The organism is Komagataeibacter oboediens (assembly GCF_018491655.1).
Classification (GTDB): Bacteria; Pseudomonadota; Alphaproteobacteria; order Acetobacterales; family Acetobacteraceae; genus Komagataeibacter; species Komagataeibacter oboediens.
On the sequence record NZ_JABLUU010000018.1, the window covers coordinates 41500 to 57674 of the forward strand.

The window sequence follows — 16175 nt, forward strand, 5'->3', positions numbered from 1 at the left end:
CCCTCCCTACGCCTGAAGCCAGGCGGGGTAGCGCAGATGCCGCCGCCCCACTTCGATGAAGAACGGATCGCGTTTCGCCCCCCAGACCGCGAGCCCGTGGCCGACGATCCAGAAGACGGCCCCGATCAGCCACAGCCGCAGGCCCAGCGCGATCGCTGCCGCCAGCGTGCCGTTGGCGATGGCGACGGCACGAGGCGCGCCACCCAGCAGGATCGGGTCGGTCAGCGAGCGATGCACCGGGACATGAAAGCCCGGCACCGCGTCATCGTCATATCCCGCCATCAGATCAGTGCTCCGCCCGAGAAGGAGAAGAACGACAGGAAGAAGCTGGATGCTGCAAAAGCGATGGATAGGCCAAAGACGATCTGGATCAGGCGGCGGAACCCGCCCGATGTTTCGCCAAAGGCCAGCGTCAGACCGGTCACGGTGATGATGATCACCGAGATGATCTTCGCTACCGGTCCCTGCACGGATTCCAGGATCTCGTTCAGGGGTGTTTCCCACGGCATGCTGGATCCTGACGCCCATGCCGATGACGCGAAAACAAGCGACAGCAGCATGGAGGTTCCGAATACACGGAGATCCGGCACATGCCGGTCAGGACGTGCGACAGCGCACACAACGGCGCGCAGACGTGAAGACGACATCATGATGGCTCTCCATTGGCAGAGCTGGATGTTTCGGGAGAAGAGAGGCTGACCGGACGGATGCGATAGGCGCCCGTCACGGGATCAAGCCCGTCGATTTGCGCCAGTTCGGACAGACGGCGTGCCGTGCCGCGTCCGGACAGGACCGCGATGACGTCGATGGTTTCGGCGATCATGGCGCGTGGCACCGTGACCACGGCTTCCTGGATCAGCTGTTCCAGACGATACAGGGCCGCCAGCACCGATCCGGCGTGGAGTGTACCGATGCCGCCGGGATGGCCGGTGCCCCATGCCTTGACCAGATCGAGCGCTTCGGCCCCGCGCACCTCACCGATGGGAATACGGTCGGGACGCAGGCGGAGGCCGGAGCGGACAAGATCCGACAGTGTGATCACACCTTCGCGGGTCCGCAGGGCAATAAGATTGGGCGCCGTGCATTGCAGCTCGCGCGTATCCTCGATCAGTACGACGCGATCACCGGTTTTGGCCACCTCGGCCAGCAGCGCGTTGACCAGCGTGGTCTTGCCCGTGGATGTCCCGCCCGCGACGAGGATGTTTTTCCGCTCCGCAACAGCGCGGCGCAGAAATGCCGCCTGCCCCTCCGTCATGATTCCGGCAGCGACATAGTCATCGAGGGTGAACACAGCGACAGCGGGCTTGCGGATCGCGAAACTTGGGGCAGTCACAACGGGCGGCAGCAATCCTTCGAACCGCTCGCCAGTTGGTAGTTCCGCCGATACGCGCGGTGCTGCCTCATGCACCTCCGCCCCGACATGGTGGGCCACCAGACGCACGATGCGTTCGGCATCGGCGGGCGTGATGGTGTCACCCGTGTCGGACAGCCCCTCGGACAGACGGTCGATCCACAGCCGCCCGTCAGGATTGAGCATCACTTCGACCACAGCGGGATCAGCGAGATGCCGGGCAATCGCCGGCCCCATCGCCGTGCGCAGCATGGACATGCCGCGCTGTCGGGCACCATTTTCAATCGGTGTAACCGCCATGGGAATCCCCGTCCGTTTGGGTCATCCGGCTTTTCCGGACGACGACGGGGATCATTAGAGAGTGCTGTTTTCTCCCGTTTTCAACAGCATTTTCCTGCGATCGTACAGGATCGTAACGGATGCGGTTTTTACTTGCGGATCGCGGGATCAGGATTCCGATGTGGGAGGCACATCTTCCGGGATTTCATGCCGGAAAAATGGCCCCCGACTGAGTCGCCGCCCAAGGGCGGCCACGAACGCCTCGTAACGTTCCGCCCCCTGCGCCCGCGCTGCGGCTGCCGCTGGTTCCGGCAAGGGTGGGCTGACCGTCATCCAGTAGCGGATAAACAGAGCCAGCGTCTCAAGGCTGATCCCGAGATCGCGCTCCATGCGGGCGACCTGCCGGTCAAGGCGGTCCAGCCTGCGGCTCATTGCCGCTTCCCGCCGCTCATCGGCATCGGGCGACAGGAAGGATGCGATGGCGGCCTCCGCCACAAGAGACAGAGACAGATCGCGTCGCGCGGCGTGCGCGGTCAGGGCGTCCAGCAGCTTCGGTTCCAGATAGACCGACAGGCGCGCCCTCTTTGGGGATGTCCTCATTGCGCCCTCACAGCCCGAGATCGTTGCCACGGTCAAGGCCAGCCTGCCGGGCAATCCGCGTCAGATCGGCACGGTCCCGTGCTTCTGGATCCGGTGGTGGTTCCTCGCCAAACAGATCGGGTGCGGTGCGCTTCCTGTGCTTGCCGGCATCCGCCGGATCATGCTCGCGCAACCATTTCCGCCCCGTGCCGAGGGGTTCATCACTATCGGCATCGTCGGGTTTATCCGGTGCTGCCGGCGACCCCGCCTGCTCCGGTGGCGGGGTGACAGGAGACGGACGATCACTCCAGTCATCGGGCCGGACGAGCCGTGGCAGCTGCGCCGGATCAGGCGGCGGCAGAACGCGCTCGACGAAGCGGCGATCCCGGAAATACCGCGCCTTCCGCGCACGGATCGGCGGACACCCCGCCACCATGACCACTTCCTCCCGTGCCGGGATCTGCATGACTTCGCCCACCGTCATCAGGGGCCGCGCACTCTCCTGCCGTGACACCATGAGATGCCCGAGCCAGGGCGACAGCCGGTGCCCGGCATAGTTCTTCTGCGACCGGATCTCGGTGGCCACACCCAGACCATCGGACACGCGCTTCGCGGTGCGCTCGTCATTGGTCGCAAAACTGACCCGGACATGGCAATTATCCAGAATGCTGTTGTTCTGGCCGTATGCCTTGTCGATCTGATTGAGGGATTGCGCGATCAGAAACGCCTTGATTCCGTAGCCCGCCATGAAGGCCAGCGCGCTTTCGAAGAAGTCCAGACGGCCGAGGGCGGGAAACTCGTCGAGCATCAGCAGAAGGCGACGCCGCCCCTCCCGGCCAGACAGATCCTCCGTCAACCGCCGCCCAATCTGGTTGAGGATCAGGCGGATCAGCGGCTTGGTGCGGCTGATATCCGAGGGCGGGATGACGAAATACAGGGAGACAGGCTGATCGCCCTCCAGCAGGTCGCCGATCCGCCATTCGCAACGACTGGTCACGGTGGCCACCACCGGATCGCGGTAGAGGCCGAGAAACGACATGGCGGTCGAGAGCACGCCGGAGCGCTCATTGTCCGACTTGTTCAGCAATTCTCGCGCCGCCGACGCCACGACGGGATGCGGCCCTGCCTTCCCGAGATGCGATGTCCGCATCATGGCCGACAGGGTCGCCTCGATCGACCGCTTCGGGTCAGAGAGGAATTTCGCCACCCCGGCGAGGGTCTTGTCGTCCTCGCCATAGAGCACATGCAGGATCGCGCCCACCAACAGCGCATGGGAGGTTTTCTCCCAGTGGTTGCGCCGCTCCAGCGAACCCTCGGGATCGACCAGGATATCGGCGATGTTCTGCACGTCGCGAACTTCCGACGTCCCGCGCCGGACCTCCAGCAGCGGGTTGTAGGCCGAGGACGCCGGATTGGTCGGGTCGAACAGCAACACCCGCCCGAAACGGGCACGGAAACCGGCGGTGATCTGCCAGTTCTCGCCCTTGATATCATGGATGATGGCCGAGCCCGGCCAGGTCAGGAGCGTGGGGATCACCATGCCCACCCCCTTGCCGGTGCGCGTCGGCGCGAAGGTCAGGACGTGCTCGGGACCATCGTGCCGGAGATAGGCCCGGCGGTATTTTCCCAGCACCACGCCGTCCTCGCCCAGCAGCCCCGCCGCGCGGATTTCCGCGTCCTCGGCCCAGCGGGCCGACCCATAGGTCGCGGCCCGCTTCGCCTCACGGGCGCGGTGGACGGACAGCGCCACGGCCGCTGCAAAAGCCAGCACCCCGCCGGAACCCGCGATCCAGGCGCCGCGCGCGAAGACCGCCGGGGCGTAGGCGTCGAACTCATACCACCACCAGAAGAACAGTGGTGGGGCGTAGACCGGCCAGCGGTGCAGGACCATAAACCACGGTCGGCCGAGTTCCGGCTGGAACGCCAGTTCCCAGGCCGTCCATTGTGTGGCGGTCCACCAGGACAGCACGATCATGGACAGGGCCAGCAGTGCCTGTCCCCACTGGATACGTGTTCCCGGCTGGTCCATCGAGTCCTCCCCTCGTTATGAGAGACAGCGAAGAACCAGGATTTTCCGGCATGCAAGCATGATCCGGCACCCATCGTACCAGAGCGGGCTGGAGCGAAGAGATACTTGCGCGTTGCGGAATCCGGTCTTGCACGCCCAACCAGGAATCCGTATCTTACGGAAGATAGATAAAAAGGAAGGGTGATTCCATGTCCACGACCGTGACCTCATCCGACGTGCAGAAGAATTTCGGTGCCTATCATGACCGTGCGCTCACCGAACCGGTGAAGGTCACGAAGTATGGTCGGGAGACGGTTTATATCGTCTCGGCCCAGACCTTTCACGCACTGAAACAGGCCCAGCGCGAAGCCATCGCCGCGACTGATCTCAACGATCATGAGATTGCCCTGATCGAAGCTGCAGAGATCCCCGAGGAACACCGCTACACTGTCGGTCAGTAAGCGCGCATCGTGCCCATTCCCGAGCCGACGCCTGGCCTGGTCATCTCGTATTCCTATCTCTGGCATGACCAGCACCGCGCTGGCGCCGAGGAAGGCCGGAAAGCCCGACCCTGCGCCATCGTGGTTGCTGCCGCCGATGCTGACGGCGACTGCCAGGTTTATGTCGTGCCGATCACCCATTCCCAACCGGACGACCCACATGCAGTGGCACTCCCGGCAAACGTCAAACGACGCCTTGGGCTGGATGACGAGCCATCCTGGATCATAACCGCCGAACTCAACCGGTTCGTGTGGCCGGGCTATGATCTGCGGCCCATCTCACGCAATCAACCCGACTGTTTTGCCTGGGGCTTCCTGCCGGTGGACATATTCGCGGCGGTCAAGCGAGGGATCGTCGCTCACCAGAAGGGTCGAAGCCTGCGGCAGACCCCACGGGAATAATCATCTGGGGATTACGATTTACGTGTCAGGACACTCGGCGGCAGTTTCGGGCGCATCATCGTGCGCCGATCCAGCACCGGCCCGTCGGTCACAAAGGTGCCATCGCCAATGGCATGCAGGGGCGACCGCCCCTTGCGATGCGGGTCGGCATGCGCAGCGACCCCTTCAAGAATGACGATGCCATACGGCTCGATGATGTCGACGACACGGCATTCGATGTTCGCGAGACACTTATCGAGAAGCGGGGCTTTCACCTTGTCAGCCTTACGACGGGCAAGACCGAATTTCTCGAACTTGTCCGTCTCCTTGCCGGAGCAGAGACCGATCCCCACGACGGTGTCGAGCATGTCTGCGGACGGGATGGCGATCACACATTCGCGCGTCTTCTCGATCGCCTTCCATGAGTAATTCCAGGGACCGGTGGTAATTGCGAAACGCGCGTCGAAATCCAGCACCATGGTCCAGGTGATCGTCATGACGTTGTCGCGTCCAGCGTCATGCGTGGTCACGAGCGTTACCGGTCCGGATTCCAGAAAGGTAAAAGCCCGATCAAGGGGAAACGGCTGCATGGCAGTCTCCGTCCGGTTGTCGCCGACCCAGAACTGGTAGCAGGGCTACCGAGCGCTCTGCATTGCTCTGCGTCAACGGTATCATGCAGAACAGGACGTGCATGCGAAGAAAAATCAGAGCATCAGACTTTACAGCCCAAGCCCCCGCTTACGCGCGAACGACCAGTCGATCCCGCCATCGCCGCGCATGATTCCCGACACCTCCCGCCCTCGCTGTTTTTCCAGAGACGGCGACCACGGCACTAGCTCGAAGCCCAGCCCGTCGTCGATCATGGCGAACCGGCCCGACGCCAGATTGAAACGCTGGCGATAAGTGCCTGTAACGGGATCGCCCTCCCCGCTCTGCCGGAACGGCATCCCTGACGTCCCGGCGAGGCGCCGGCCCAACGTATCCAACTCCCGCTGACGCAGCGTGATGATCAGGTTCCTAGCATACCGGATGCTCCCGCCGTCGCGGTTGGCCAGCCCCTGCTCCACCAGATGATCCGTCCGCTTTTCCATCGCCTCTTTGACATCGGTGCCGAACCCGGTGGACGCCAGGGCAAGAGGCTCCCGAGCGATGGCCTGCCGGTCGAGCCAGGTCGCGCCCTCCGCCGTCACCTGCCGTTCCAGCGTGACGTCCGAGCGCACGGCCAGCGCGACACGGTCACGTCCCTGTTTGTCGCTGAAACGCCGCAATTCCACGATCGAACCGACCGATCCATCGCCAGCGGCTTCGAGGTGCGGCAGGCGGACATGGTGCGTGCGTCCGTCAATCCCGTCGATGACCGCATAAGCCGTGCCGCGCAGTTCATCATCCAGACCACGATCGACCAGCCGACCGATAACGGGATCGGTGGTATCCTCGGCGGCCATTACCCAGGATGACGCGGCACGGTCGATCTTCTGCTCCGCCAGCCCCCGGTGGATCCGTTTGATGATGTCGTTGCGCTCGCTGATCTCCCGCAGGGTCGCCTCCGCGCTCTCGTCCATCCGCCAGCGATCCGGCCCGACCTGGTGCGCCAGCCCCATGGTTTCCAGACGGCGCAGACGACCCAGCTTCACTGTCGTGAAGGCGTCCGGTGTTTCGCCCGGCGCGCGTCCGAGATCAGTAACACCATCCTGCCCCGCGTCCCTCTGAAGCTGGCGGTCCAATTGAGTCCACCGGTCGGCGTTCACCTGCCGCTCGACCGCCTGGTGGATATCGTGATCGGTGCGCGGCCCGAGTTCCAGCGTCACCAGATCCTGCGCACGGGCGCGCATGCCCTCGCGGATGTAATCGCGGGCGATCACCAGGTCGGAACCGTCCTCCGCCACGCCCCGGACGATAACGTGTAGATGGGGATGCGCGGTGTTCCAGTGATCAACGGCGACCCAGTCAAGTTTCGTACCAAGGTCGGATTCCATCTGCCCCATCAGATCGCGGCCGAAGGCCCGCAGGTCCGACATCTCCGGCGCGTCCTCGGGGGAGACGATGAAGCGGAAATGGTGGCGGTCTCCATCGCAGCGATCCGCGAAGTCCGAGGCGCGGATATCGTCGCTGTCCCTGCCGAACAGGAGGGCATCCTCACCGTCCCGCGTCACGCCCTCCCGACGGAGATAGCGGAGATGAGCCGCCAGTGGTGTGGCGCGCGGGGCATGGCGCACGACGCGGGCCTTGATGACAACGCCCCGCGAACGGCTGGTCAGCAGGCGATTGGCGGCATGAGCGGCGGCCCTCCCGCGCCCGAAGGCGGAGCGACGCCCGGAACTGATTTTGCCAGCGCGAGAGACCTGGCCACCGGCCCGCTGCACCGACGCCAGCACCTGCGTCACGAAGGGTCGCGCTTGGCGGGCGTTGGTGGAGCGAATGCGCCCTGGCCGGACCCGGAATTCCTCGTCTCCACTCATGAAAACTGCCCTGCACCGCGCGAAAGATCGCGTCGGATCAAAGAGATGACACCTCGACGCGAGGTGTGGAATTTCCACGCACCTCGCGACAAGACTTCAAAAACCCCGGAAAACAGCCACCCCGACCGAGCCGCGATGTGCGGCCTTTTATCCAGCCCTCACTTTTTCTGTCCTTTTCCGGGGTTTTCGTGATTCACTTCCCCGGCTCCGCCCCCTGCGTCGAACCCACTCCCGGCGCGTTACGGACATGACCTGCGAAGAGCACAGACGGAGTGAAAATCCCCTGCCCGGATCGCGGAGCAAAAACACCGTGAGAGGACGATGGAAACGCATTTTTGCTGCCGGAAATGAAGAGCGATGCGGAAGTCCAGCCACCCGCCGGAGCGATCGAAAACGGGATGGGAAAATACACGCTGAACGACGGGTCATCGATCAGCCGGGCGACAGACGCGACATAGGAAACCGTCTCGCCAGGCAATGGTCGGCCGGTCGCCAGATGGTCGTCATAACGGCCGGGACCGGCATTGTAGGCGGCAAGGAAACCCGCATCGCCATAGCGGTCGTGCAGCCATCGCAGATAGGCTGCCCCGGCCGCGATATTGTCACGCGGATCGAAGGGATCGGCCCCCAGATTGAGCGTGCGCCGGATTTCCTGCCAGGTGCCCGGCATGAGTTGCATCAGGCCCATCGCGCCAGCGCCGGAGACCGCGTGGGGATCGCCAGCGCTTTCGGCTTGCAGGACCGCCCGCACCCACGTCGCCGGGATCGCGTTTTGCCCCGCCGCCTGCCGCACGAGATCGTCAAAATCCTGCGCCCGGACGATGGTCGGCGAGAGTGGCAGCGCGAGCACGGCCAGCATGCCGACGGACATGAAGAACCGGGCGCTCATTCCCTCCCTCCTGGGCGTTTCGCAGGTCGGTTCCACACCAGTTGCCATTCACGCCCGCCGCGCCCGGCCTGGAACAACGTGGCGCGGATCGGTTGCATGAAACTGGGATCATCCAGCACGATGGAAATATACTCGCCGGCACGCTCCCCGGTGCGTTTCCATCCGGCGCCGATCTCCAATGCAGAATCGCCTTCACCGAGATGGATGCGATAATCCGGCGCATGCTCCGCGCCGTTGTTTTCCGCTGGCACGAAGGTCAGTTCGGCGTCCAGCGACAGGGTGTGCACACGCCCGGAGAAACCATCCGACGTGCGCGTGAAAAATCCGATCTGGCTCATGGGAAAAATCCTTTCAGACAGAGTGGGAATGACGGAAAATCCGACGACCATGTCACCGTCATTGGATGGGCGGTTCGCTCTCTTTCGCGGGCAGCATTGGTGGAGCCAGGAGCAGTCCCTTCCACACGGGATCATCCGGTTCCGGAAGGGGATCGAAATGCGGCGGCGGTGGCTCCGCTTCGCCCGTTAGGACATGAACCGGCACCGCACGACCGATCACGGTGTCCATCGGCAGGACGCCGAAATACCGTCCGTCCAGACTGGTCGGCACAGCGGCGTTCATGACGAAAACCTGCCCCGGTTCGAGGCGTTGGCAGCCCTGCCAGACCGGCAGCTTTCGGCCCCGATGATCGACGGGTTTCGCGTCACCGACAGGTTTGCCGTCGATGGTGACATGCATGCCGTTACGGCAGACGTTCTGTCCCGTGAGGGCCGCGACCGGCTTGAGCAGCGGCACGCCGAAAGGCAGATAGCCGCGTGACGCCAGCAGCGTCGCTTCGCGCTCGGGAAGGCGGAGCGCGACGATGTCACCGACATGGATCGGGACGGTGGACTGGATGCGATACAGCCCGACCGGAACGCTGGCCGTTTCGTTCCAGACCCAGCGCGGCGCGGGATGAATCGTCAGCGAGGCGCCCACGCCGAGCACGACGAAATACGTGGTGAAGAACCAGGCGCGCCGGGTCATGATACGGCTCCCCTGCGCAGCCACGCCTCGTGGCGTTCGCGCGTATAGGGACGCGGCTCCTGCGCCGCCGTGAGACGGTGATGCAGATGCCGCCAGTGATCGGGACAGGCTGCAACAGGATCAATTCCCAGCGCCTCCACGCCGTCGATCGCCTCCAGCACCCGGCGCACCTTGGGCCAGCCGCTCTGGCGCAGCAGGCTCTCGCCACCGGGCCGTACGAAGGGCACGGTCTGGCAGGCTTCCTGAGCCCCCACGGCCCGCACGATGTCGATGCAGGACACCACGGTGCCGAAATCATTCGCGGCCCAGCGGATGAACGCGAACACGCTGTCCGGCGTGAAGCTCATCAGCCTGCGCCGACGGTCGAGAATGCGATCCTCGACAGGACGGCCAAAACGGACCCAATGCTCGATGCGCTTTTCGATCCAGGTCAGTTCGACCGTGGTGAGGACAGCGTCGTCCGGCTTGAAAGAGCGGGCGGTCATGGGACACCGACCATGCGATCCGCGACCGCTTCCCGAGCCTTTTCTCCACGCCCCGACCGGGCTGTTGGAAGGGGAGCAAAAAGACCGAAATCCCCTACATAATAAGTTATTATATTAGTTATATAAGTTATGGGGCTGATTCCGCTTTTGAAAACAATGTGTTGCGCCAGTTTTCGCCAATGATCCCACGATAAATCCGCCGCTGCTCCCACGATATGATGCGCCGTTGATCCAACGACATGTTTCACATCGTTATCCACAGATCCTGTGGATTGACTCGTTGGAACAGCGCATAAAATCCCCAGTTTTCCGCCAGAAATGACGCGAAACGCATAACCGGGGATGATCTGGCTGACGACAATGGCACGGATTTTCGCGATGAAATCGCGACGCCGGGTCAGGCTACCTGAGCGTGCGTGCAACTCCGCCAGATCGAAGCGCCATCCATCCTTCTGCCGTCCGACATGCCGACGCGCCAGGCGATAAAGCCATCGCTCCAGACCGCCACGAAGGCAGAAATAGGCGGGATCAACGCTCAGCACACGCGAGTGATCGCAGGCGGCTTCCATCAGCCAGTCCGGCAGCGTCAGGGCCACGCCATCTTCACGGGATATCCGGACATCACTGATCCAAGTGAATGGCCTCTGCCGCCAGTCAGTGCCCTGACGGATGTTCGTCATGACTGTTGTCGCCGACAGACGCGCGAGCGCGCCGTGGAGGCGATCATACTCATGCGCGCCCTTCGCCCAGCCCAGATCCTGAAACAGACGCCATGGTGTGAAGCGCACATGGCGTGACACCCACAATCCATGGTTCAGCGCATCGACGATCTGCCCGGTTAGCCAGATCAGAACATCGACGTCCCAGACGGTCGCCATACCGCCGGCATTTTCAGCCCGCACCATGATCGCGATATGTCGCGCCTGATAATCGATCGGGGTAAGGCGCGGCGTTTTCCCCAATGCGAAAAACGGACGCCCCATGAGATCACGAATGTCACGGGGCCGTGCCGACCCCGTGACCACAAAGCGCCGGTCGGGCTGACGCCAGCTGTCAGCGGGCGGCATCATCGTCCGGCGCTCCGCTGCGCCTTGCGAGCCCTAGCCTGCAAGCGGATGATATAGGCGCGAGGATCGGATGGCATCGGGATGCCGCCACCGTCTCCGGTGGAGAGCCTGACGTTCAGATCGGCCCAGGCGCACAGGTCTTCGACAGCGTAGACGATCCGGCCGCCAAGCTGGCGGTAGAGCGGACCGGTACCGCAACTGCGGTGTTTTTCGAGGGTCCGGATGGACAGGCCAACGAAATTGGCCGCGTCCGGGGTGCGCAGATAGCGCGGTGGCAGTGTCGGCTGGACACGCATGGGGTCTTCCTCCCGGTGAATCGGGCCGCGTGCGGAATGTCGCGGCTCATGGGAGGACGCTGCCGGAGAATGGGGCTTGGGGAGGGATGACAAAGTTCAGGCCGCCAGACTGTCACCCCCCTGCTTCAGCCCCTGAAGGAGGGCGATGTGGCCGCCGTTCAGATAGAAGTCGGCACCGTCGAGATCGCGGTAGAAGGCGCGGTGCCATGAGCTGGCACGCCATTCATTGCGGGACAGGCGCAGGATATGCTCACCGTACATGCCGGCCGCGATCCGTCGGACCGCCACCCCCATGCGCCGACCTTCGGCAATGCAGAGCATGCGTATCTGCCGCAGTTTCTGCTGGGGACTTAGGCGCAGCGTAGAGGGAAGAGGACCGGGCGTCTGACCGGCAAGCAGGCGGCCGAAGCGCGCAACGCAAGCCAGACGGGTCGTGAGGTGCCTGTCATCGATGATGAACCAGGTTCCTGGTGCGTCGGGCTGTCGATCGACGACAATGACGATGCGCAGTGGGCCTGCCGCGCTGTCCAGCACGAGATGGATGCCGTCGGGACCGTCATGTCGTGCCCGCGCGTATGGCGCGAGACGGGACAGGATGTCACCCCCATCGCCACGCACGGCGACCTCCGGCGCGATGTCCGGATCCCAGAAAGCAGGGGCAAGCCAGGCAGGGAGATCAGGGTCGACAGGGAAAACGCAACCCCCAACGACGGGCGAAGGCGCGCCATGCTTCGGCGTCAACCTTGCCCATCCGAATTATTGCTGCATGATCGTGTCGATAGGCCGGATTATGCCGCAGCCATTCCTGGGCGAGACCGGCAGTGTCGAGCCCGGCGAAGGCGCGACGAAGGGGTGCGGCATCCCATGGCCGGATTGTCGGCACGCCCCCTCCCCCGATATGTCATGGATTCGACCCAGTATCCGGTGCAGAACCGGAACGGGTAGTCCACAAGACTCAGGGAGGTGATCCCGAACATATCCTATAAGTTCGGGATTCTTTCTATATCGGGGGGATATTGACGCCAGACGGGCCGAAAAGGTCGGTTTGCGCGACATCACGTGATGCCCGTGGCGCATCACACGAAAAGGCGCTTGGTGTTCCGTGTATTATAATACGTAGCGCGATAATACACAAATCGTTCCTATCCTGCGGATGGACATCCGAGGACTTTTCGGCGCGAACGTGAGGCGCCTGCGACGCGCCGCCGGTCTCAGCCAAGAGGCTCTGGCAGAGCGGATGGGCGTGGACCGCGCCTATATCAGCTGGATCGAGACCGGACGCCAGAACGCGACGCTGCTTTCGCTCTGGCATGCATCGCAGGCGCTGGACGTGCGGCCGGCCGCGCTGCTGGACGAAACTCATGTCGCCGCGACCGTGGCGCCAGGCAGTGAGGAGCGATAGGCCACCTGACGACGGAAAAGCCCTTCCCGGCTGCGCCGGGAAGGGCCAGTGTGAGGCAGTCAGTCCCCGTTGCGCGGACGCTGGCGGCTCCAGACCAGGTTGTAGGCGCCACCTTCTTCTTCGAAGAGGCTGGCGAAGATCGGACCGGGAAGGGTCGGATCGTCCAGCTTCACGCTGAGATATTCGCGCCAGTCTGTGGTGTGCTTGATCCAGGCTGCTCCGGCTTCGAGTTTGCCGATCTGGACCCGGAAGTTGGGAACATTGTCGCTGGCCCGGTTGGCTTCGGGCACGAAGCGGATACCCCGGATTTTCTGTGTCAGGGTGACGATTTCACCTTCGTACCCCTCGCCGACCTTCTTGAATGAACCGATGATCATTGTCCTGTCTCCTGGCTTGTATCGGGCCGCGACCACCGTGGCCTCGATGGCCATCGTCAGCCCGGAGGCGACCGGCGGCGCACCCCGCAGGGGCCAGAGCAACGCGGAGGACGGCGGCACGGAATTTTTTTGTGTCGCGAGGAATGGGCGAAGCCCAGGGGAAAAAAGTTGCGGGCCGCCGTTGCGCCAGAGCCGGGCGAGGCGAAGCCGGTCTTCGGGCAGATCGGCCATATCGAGAGGCCATGGTGTGCGGCACCGTCAGCCTTATGTGGGGACAGGGCAGTCCGTCATGTTTCATGACTGGGGCGTGGGTCTGATGGGGACGTCTCCCTGCGTCTCGGGACAATCCGTGGCCGTTACCAGTCGTATCGAACAACGGGCCTGTGGCTATTGATCATCCCCACATCCGGACAGGAAAACCGCAAGGGGCCGCACCGATCCTGCGTTGCACCGTATGAACAGGTGTATCTCAGCGTGAAGCTGGACGGTCCGGCCCCCGATCCATCCGTCCATGTCCTTTCGATGAAGACGCCACACGCACTCATCCCATGGAGCCGCCCTTGCTCGCGCAACGGGGACTGACCGCTCCCCTACACTTGCCTGCCGGAAGATCAGGCTTCAGGCGGCCTGGATGGCGCATAACCGCGTCCATGCGGCCCCACCGACGCACAGCGCCCCAAATGTCGCGAAGAGGTGTGCCGGTATGGTCCCCATATCGCCCAGCCCGCTGAACCCCAGTGTCATACCAAATCCCGCCAGCGCGGCCGGCATGACGAGCAGAAGCGAGACCGCGCCCCGGATTGCAGGATCGTGCGAAGAGACGAGTATCGCCTGACCGAGCACCAGAACCATGATTCCGGCGGCGATACCAGCAAGGATGGCATGAGAGCCGGACATCATGGTGTGGTCATAAAATGTGGTGCAGACCATTGCCGCCACAAACAGGGGAGCGGCATAGACCGCACAGAGAAACAGCAGCCAGCACAGGAAACCGATACCGGCGACGCCAAGGGCAATTCCGAGACCGAGCAGCATGGATCGCATCCTTTCCGTGGAATGGAATATCTCACACATGCCGGGACGGTTCCGATATATCCAGGGAATAGAAGCCAGTTTCTCGACATCGTTTTCACGATCGGGACAGCGCGCGGAGCGCGCCGGACAATCCTGACCGAGGCGCCCCTGTCGGCGCCTTCCGCTCGCGCCGGGAATGCGGCGCGTTGACTTGGCAGCGTTGGGATTGGATCAAAGGGCACCGGTCGAGCACCCTGTTTCACTGAACCTTGCGAGCCGGCCATGCCGGCGAGCGCCGCACGCGCGGGCAGCGCGTTTCCACCGCCGGTCCCGAAGGACCGGCGCGATTTTCTGGTCGCCCGATAAGCGTGAAGAAAGAAAGGGGCGGCTTACGCCGCTGCCCTCCCTGCCCCGTGCCAGGCCAGACGGCGGGTTGCCGTGGCCGCGTGGTCCGGGTCCAGTTCCATCCCCAGCCAGTCACGGCCGAGATGCTGCGCCGCCACCAGCGATGAACCTGAACCAGCGAACGGGTCCAGAACCAGCCCGCCCACCGGGCAAAAGGCTTCCACCAAGGGAAGCAGGGCCGCCACGGGCTTTTGCGTCGGGTGCAGCTTGTTTCCCGAATAGGGCATGTCGATCACGTCCGGGATGGGCTTTGCGGGCGCCGTCACGTTGCCCTTGGCCAGCAGATAGGCGCTCTCGTGTTCATACCGGAGAAAGCGGGAAGATGATGAATAGGACTTGCGAAAGACAATATGCCCGACCATGCGGAACCCGGCTGCTTTCCAGGCATCGGCAAACAGGTCGATACGGTTCCAGCCATAGAACGAAACGGCAAAGCCGCCCCATTTCAGAACACGGTGCATCTGGTTGAAGGCAGGCCGAAGCCAGCGCGCATTGTCGTCGTTGCGAACTTTCCGCCCGTCCCTGCCCTGGTAGTTCACCAGGTAAGGCGGGTCTGTCAGAATGAAGTCCACCGAGTTACGAGGAAGTGCGCGCATCAGTTGAACGCTGTCCCCGTTGAGGATGGTGTTGCGGAAATCGGTCGCCGTGGTGGTGTTGCCGGTCATGGTCTTTGCCCTTTGTTCCGCGAGGAACAGCCCCCGCTGTTCCTCTGCCTCGCGGCGAGCAGCGGGGTAGCAACGACAAGGGCGACCGATGGGGAGGGGTATCTCCCGGTCTGCACGGAGCGCAGCGCAGGAAGATCGGGGACACCCCGTCGGGCGGCGTCAGCGCGCTGACGCGCACCCTTGTCGGCGCGAGGGCGGAGCCATTAGCCTTATTTTTTCATAAGATCGACAGTCAGTAACCAATGTTATCCCTTCACCCATTAAGACGCCGCACCTGACCATATAAAGACTTTTAAACGAAATTTTTTTGGGTTAAAATCCCCATAAGCGAAATCTTGGCGTTGAAGGGTCCGGAATGGAGCAGGTTCAGTATGAGCAGGGAATAGCCGAACTTCTTTTGGCCGAGATCCCTCGAGACGTTACCCATGCGATCAATGAGGGTTTGCTCGCTGGTGCTCGTCGCGCCTATGCGAAAACGAAGGATCTCAACAAAGGTCATCGCGCCAATGGCCTCGGTCAAGAGCGTCATTTTCTGATGAATGAAGCGTTTCATACTGCATTGGCAGTTCACAATGCCTCGCCAACTCCTATTCACGGAAATGATCTAATCGTCGGACATCAAGGCGAGATCATGTTGGGTCGTGTGAACGTCGGGCCAGTATGGAACAACTGCCGGCGGAGTATCACCCGCCGCAGACTTTGTGCTTACAACGAAGCCCTTGGTCATTGGGTTGAAGCAGATCTCTTCAGTGAGCCTCCGCCTCATACTGCCATAGCCGCGTTTTTTGTGGCCGTTTTTTCAAAAGATCAGTCAGAATTACCAACTTCCATTCAAATCTCGGTACCTGACGCCGATATGTCCAAATGGCTTTTCCGTGAAGATGTAGAAAAATTTCTGCGCAGGTACGATGACCCACCAATGACCCAAGAAGATTTGGCTCAGCCTCGCCTCAAGGCTGCGCTTAGAAAGCAGAACGAAAGCGAAAAGTGAC

Annotated in this window: 22 protein-coding genes; 4 read left to right on the forward strand and 18 right to left on the reverse strand. The window is 62.7% G+C overall.

Translation table 11 applies throughout. The features are described from left to right. Window positions 1–6: 6 nt before the first annotated feature. From HNO79_RS13655 to HNO79_RS13675, 5 genes are all read right to left on the reverse strand, one after another. On the reverse strand, window positions 7–282 hold the full coding sequence (locus tag HNO79_RS13655) for a VirB3 family type IV secretion system protein (RefSeq protein ID WP_214165589.1): 276 nt from the start codon (window positions 280–282) through the stop codon (window positions 7–9). After that, complete coding sequence (locus HNO79_RS13660) at window positions 282–650, reverse strand: TrbC/VirB2 family protein (protein ID WP_214165590.1); 369 nt, start codon at window positions 648–650, stop codon at window positions 282–284. The genes HNO79_RS13655 and HNO79_RS13660 overlap by 1 nt, the downstream gene beginning before the upstream one ends. After that, on the reverse strand, window positions 647–1651 hold the full coding sequence (trbB, locus tag HNO79_RS13665; RefSeq protein WP_214165591.1) for a P-type conjugative transfer ATPase TrbB: 1005 nt from the start codon (window positions 1649–1651) through the stop codon (window positions 647–649). Before trbB ends, HNO79_RS13660 begins: the two co-directional genes overlap by 4 nt. A 147-nt stretch (window positions 1652–1798) precedes the next feature. Beyond that, window positions 1799–2230 (reverse strand): ribbon-helix-helix protein, CopG family, encoded by a 432-nt coding sequence (locus tag HNO79_RS13670; protein WP_214165592.1) that lies wholly within the window; start codon window positions 2228–2230, stop codon window positions 1799–1801. 7 nt (window positions 2231–2237) lie between these two features. Further along, complete coding sequence (locus HNO79_RS13675; RefSeq protein WP_214165593.1) at window positions 2238–4238, reverse strand: conjugal transfer protein TraG; 2001 nt, start codon at window positions 4236–4238, stop codon at window positions 2238–2240. Between the two features lie 188 nt (window positions 4239–4426). On the opposite strand from HNO79_RS13675, the gene HNO79_RS13680 reads away from it, so the two are divergent. Together HNO79_RS13680 and HNO79_RS13685 are read left to right on the forward strand one after the other, a co-directional pair. After that, complete coding sequence (locus tag HNO79_RS13680; protein ID WP_012222748.1) at window positions 4427–4678, forward strand: type II toxin-antitoxin system Phd/YefM family antitoxin; 252 nt, start codon at window positions 4427–4429, stop codon at window positions 4676–4678. Window positions 4679–4687: 9 nt separating this feature from the next. Further along, window positions 4688–5119 carry a hypothetical protein gene (locus HNO79_RS13685; protein WP_012222746.1) on the forward strand — a complete coding sequence of 144 codons (432 nt, stop codon included), beginning with the start codon at window positions 4688–4690 and terminating at the stop codon, window positions 5117–5119. An 11-nt stretch (window positions 5120–5130) separates the two neighbouring features. Here HNO79_RS13685 and HNO79_RS13690 read toward each other — a convergent pair whose 3' ends face one another. The 10 genes from HNO79_RS13690 to HNO79_RS17290 all read right to left on the reverse strand — a co-directional run bounded on the left by HNO79_RS13690 (window position 5131) and on the right by HNO79_RS17290 (window position 12203). Continuing rightward, entirely contained in the window at window positions 5131–5688 is a 558-nt protein-coding gene (locus tag HNO79_RS13690) for a flavin reductase family protein (protein WP_214165594.1), read from the reverse strand. A gap of 129 nt (window positions 5689–5817) precedes the next feature. Further along, the gene (locus HNO79_RS13695; protein ID WP_214165595.1) at window positions 5818–7557 is read right to left on the reverse strand and encodes a relaxase/mobilization nuclease domain-containing protein; all 1740 of its coding nucleotides are present in this window, start codon (window positions 7555–7557) and stop codon (window positions 5818–5820) included. Window positions 7558–7750: 193 nt separating this feature from the next. Beyond that, on the reverse strand, window positions 7751–8446 hold the full coding sequence (locus HNO79_RS13700) for a lytic transglycosylase domain-containing protein (protein ID WP_214165596.1): 696 nt from the start codon (window positions 8444–8446) through the stop codon (window positions 7751–7753). Then, window positions 8443–8784 carry a DUF736 domain-containing protein gene (locus tag HNO79_RS13705; RefSeq protein WP_214165597.1) on the reverse strand — a complete coding sequence of 114 codons (342 nt, stop codon included), beginning with the start codon at window positions 8782–8784 and terminating at the stop codon, window positions 8443–8445. The genes HNO79_RS13700 and HNO79_RS13705 overlap by 4 nt, the downstream gene beginning before the upstream one ends. A 58-nt stretch (window positions 8785–8842) precedes the next feature. Then, a complete protein-coding gene (locus tag HNO79_RS13710; RefSeq protein ID WP_214165598.1) occupies window positions 8843–9472 on the reverse strand; it encodes a S26 family signal peptidase in 630 nt (209 codons plus the stop codon). After that, window positions 9469–9957, reverse strand: a complete 489-nt coding sequence (locus tag HNO79_RS13715; RefSeq protein WP_214165599.1) for a DUF2840 domain-containing protein — start codon at window positions 9955–9957, stop codon at window positions 9469–9471. The genes HNO79_RS13710 and HNO79_RS13715 overlap by 4 nt, the downstream gene beginning before the upstream one ends. Then, a complete protein-coding gene (locus tag HNO79_RS13720) occupies window positions 9954–11027 on the reverse strand; it encodes a replication initiator protein A (RefSeq protein ID WP_214165600.1) in 1074 nt (357 codons plus the stop codon). The genes HNO79_RS13715 and HNO79_RS13720 overlap by 4 nt, the downstream gene beginning before the upstream one ends. Continuing rightward, window positions 11024–11320: a helix-turn-helix transcriptional regulator gene (locus tag HNO79_RS13725; protein WP_006560342.1), complete on the reverse strand. Its 297-nt coding sequence runs from the start codon at window positions 11318–11320 to the stop codon at window positions 11024–11026. Before HNO79_RS13725 ends, HNO79_RS13720 begins: the two co-directional genes overlap by 4 nt. Window positions 11321–11416: 96 nt before the next feature. Beyond that, the gene (locus HNO79_RS13730; protein ID WP_244987552.1) at window positions 11417–11938 is read right to left on the reverse strand and encodes a DNA -binding domain-containing protein; all 522 of its coding nucleotides are present in this window, start codon (window positions 11936–11938) and stop codon (window positions 11417–11419) included. A 58-nt stretch (window positions 11939–11996) separates the two neighbouring features. Then, the gene (locus tag HNO79_RS17290) at window positions 11997–12203 is read right to left on the reverse strand and encodes a transcriptional regulator domain-containing protein (protein WP_081773602.1); all 207 of its coding nucleotides are present in this window, start codon (window positions 12201–12203) and stop codon (window positions 11997–11999) included. A 270-nt stretch (window positions 12204–12473) separates the two neighbouring features. On the opposite strand from HNO79_RS17290, the gene HNO79_RS13735 reads away from it, so the two are divergent. Continuing rightward, window positions 12474–12722: a helix-turn-helix domain-containing protein gene (locus HNO79_RS13735; RefSeq protein WP_214165602.1), complete on the forward strand. Its 249-nt coding sequence runs from the start codon at window positions 12474–12476 to the stop codon at window positions 12720–12722. Window positions 12723–12781: 59 nt separating this feature from the next. Here HNO79_RS13735 and HNO79_RS13740 read toward each other — a convergent pair whose 3' ends face one another. The 3 genes from HNO79_RS13740 to HNO79_RS13755 form a co-directional block, all read right to left on the reverse strand. After that, window positions 12782–13099, reverse strand: coding sequence for a DUF736 domain-containing protein (locus HNO79_RS13740; RefSeq protein ID WP_025861645.1), 318 nt, complete (start codon window positions 13097–13099; stop codon window positions 12782–12784). Between the two features lie 618 nt (window positions 13100–13717). Next, window positions 13718–14134 carry a hypothetical protein gene (locus HNO79_RS13750; protein ID WP_214165603.1) on the reverse strand — a complete coding sequence of 139 codons (417 nt, stop codon included), beginning with the start codon at window positions 14132–14134 and terminating at the stop codon, window positions 13718–13720. 368 nt (window positions 14135–14502) lie between these two features. Then, window positions 14503–15183 (reverse strand): DNA methyltransferase, encoded by a 681-nt coding sequence (locus HNO79_RS13755; protein WP_214165604.1) that lies wholly within the window; start codon window positions 15181–15183, stop codon window positions 14503–14505. A 355-nt stretch (window positions 15184–15538) separates the two neighbouring features. Between HNO79_RS13755 and HNO79_RS13760 the strand changes: the two genes are divergently transcribed. Beyond that, window positions 15539–16174 carry a hypothetical protein gene (locus HNO79_RS13760; RefSeq protein ID WP_211573051.1) on the forward strand — a complete coding sequence of 212 codons (636 nt, stop codon included), beginning with the start codon at window positions 15539–15541 and terminating at the stop codon, window positions 16172–16174. Window position 16175: the final 1 nt, after the last annotated feature.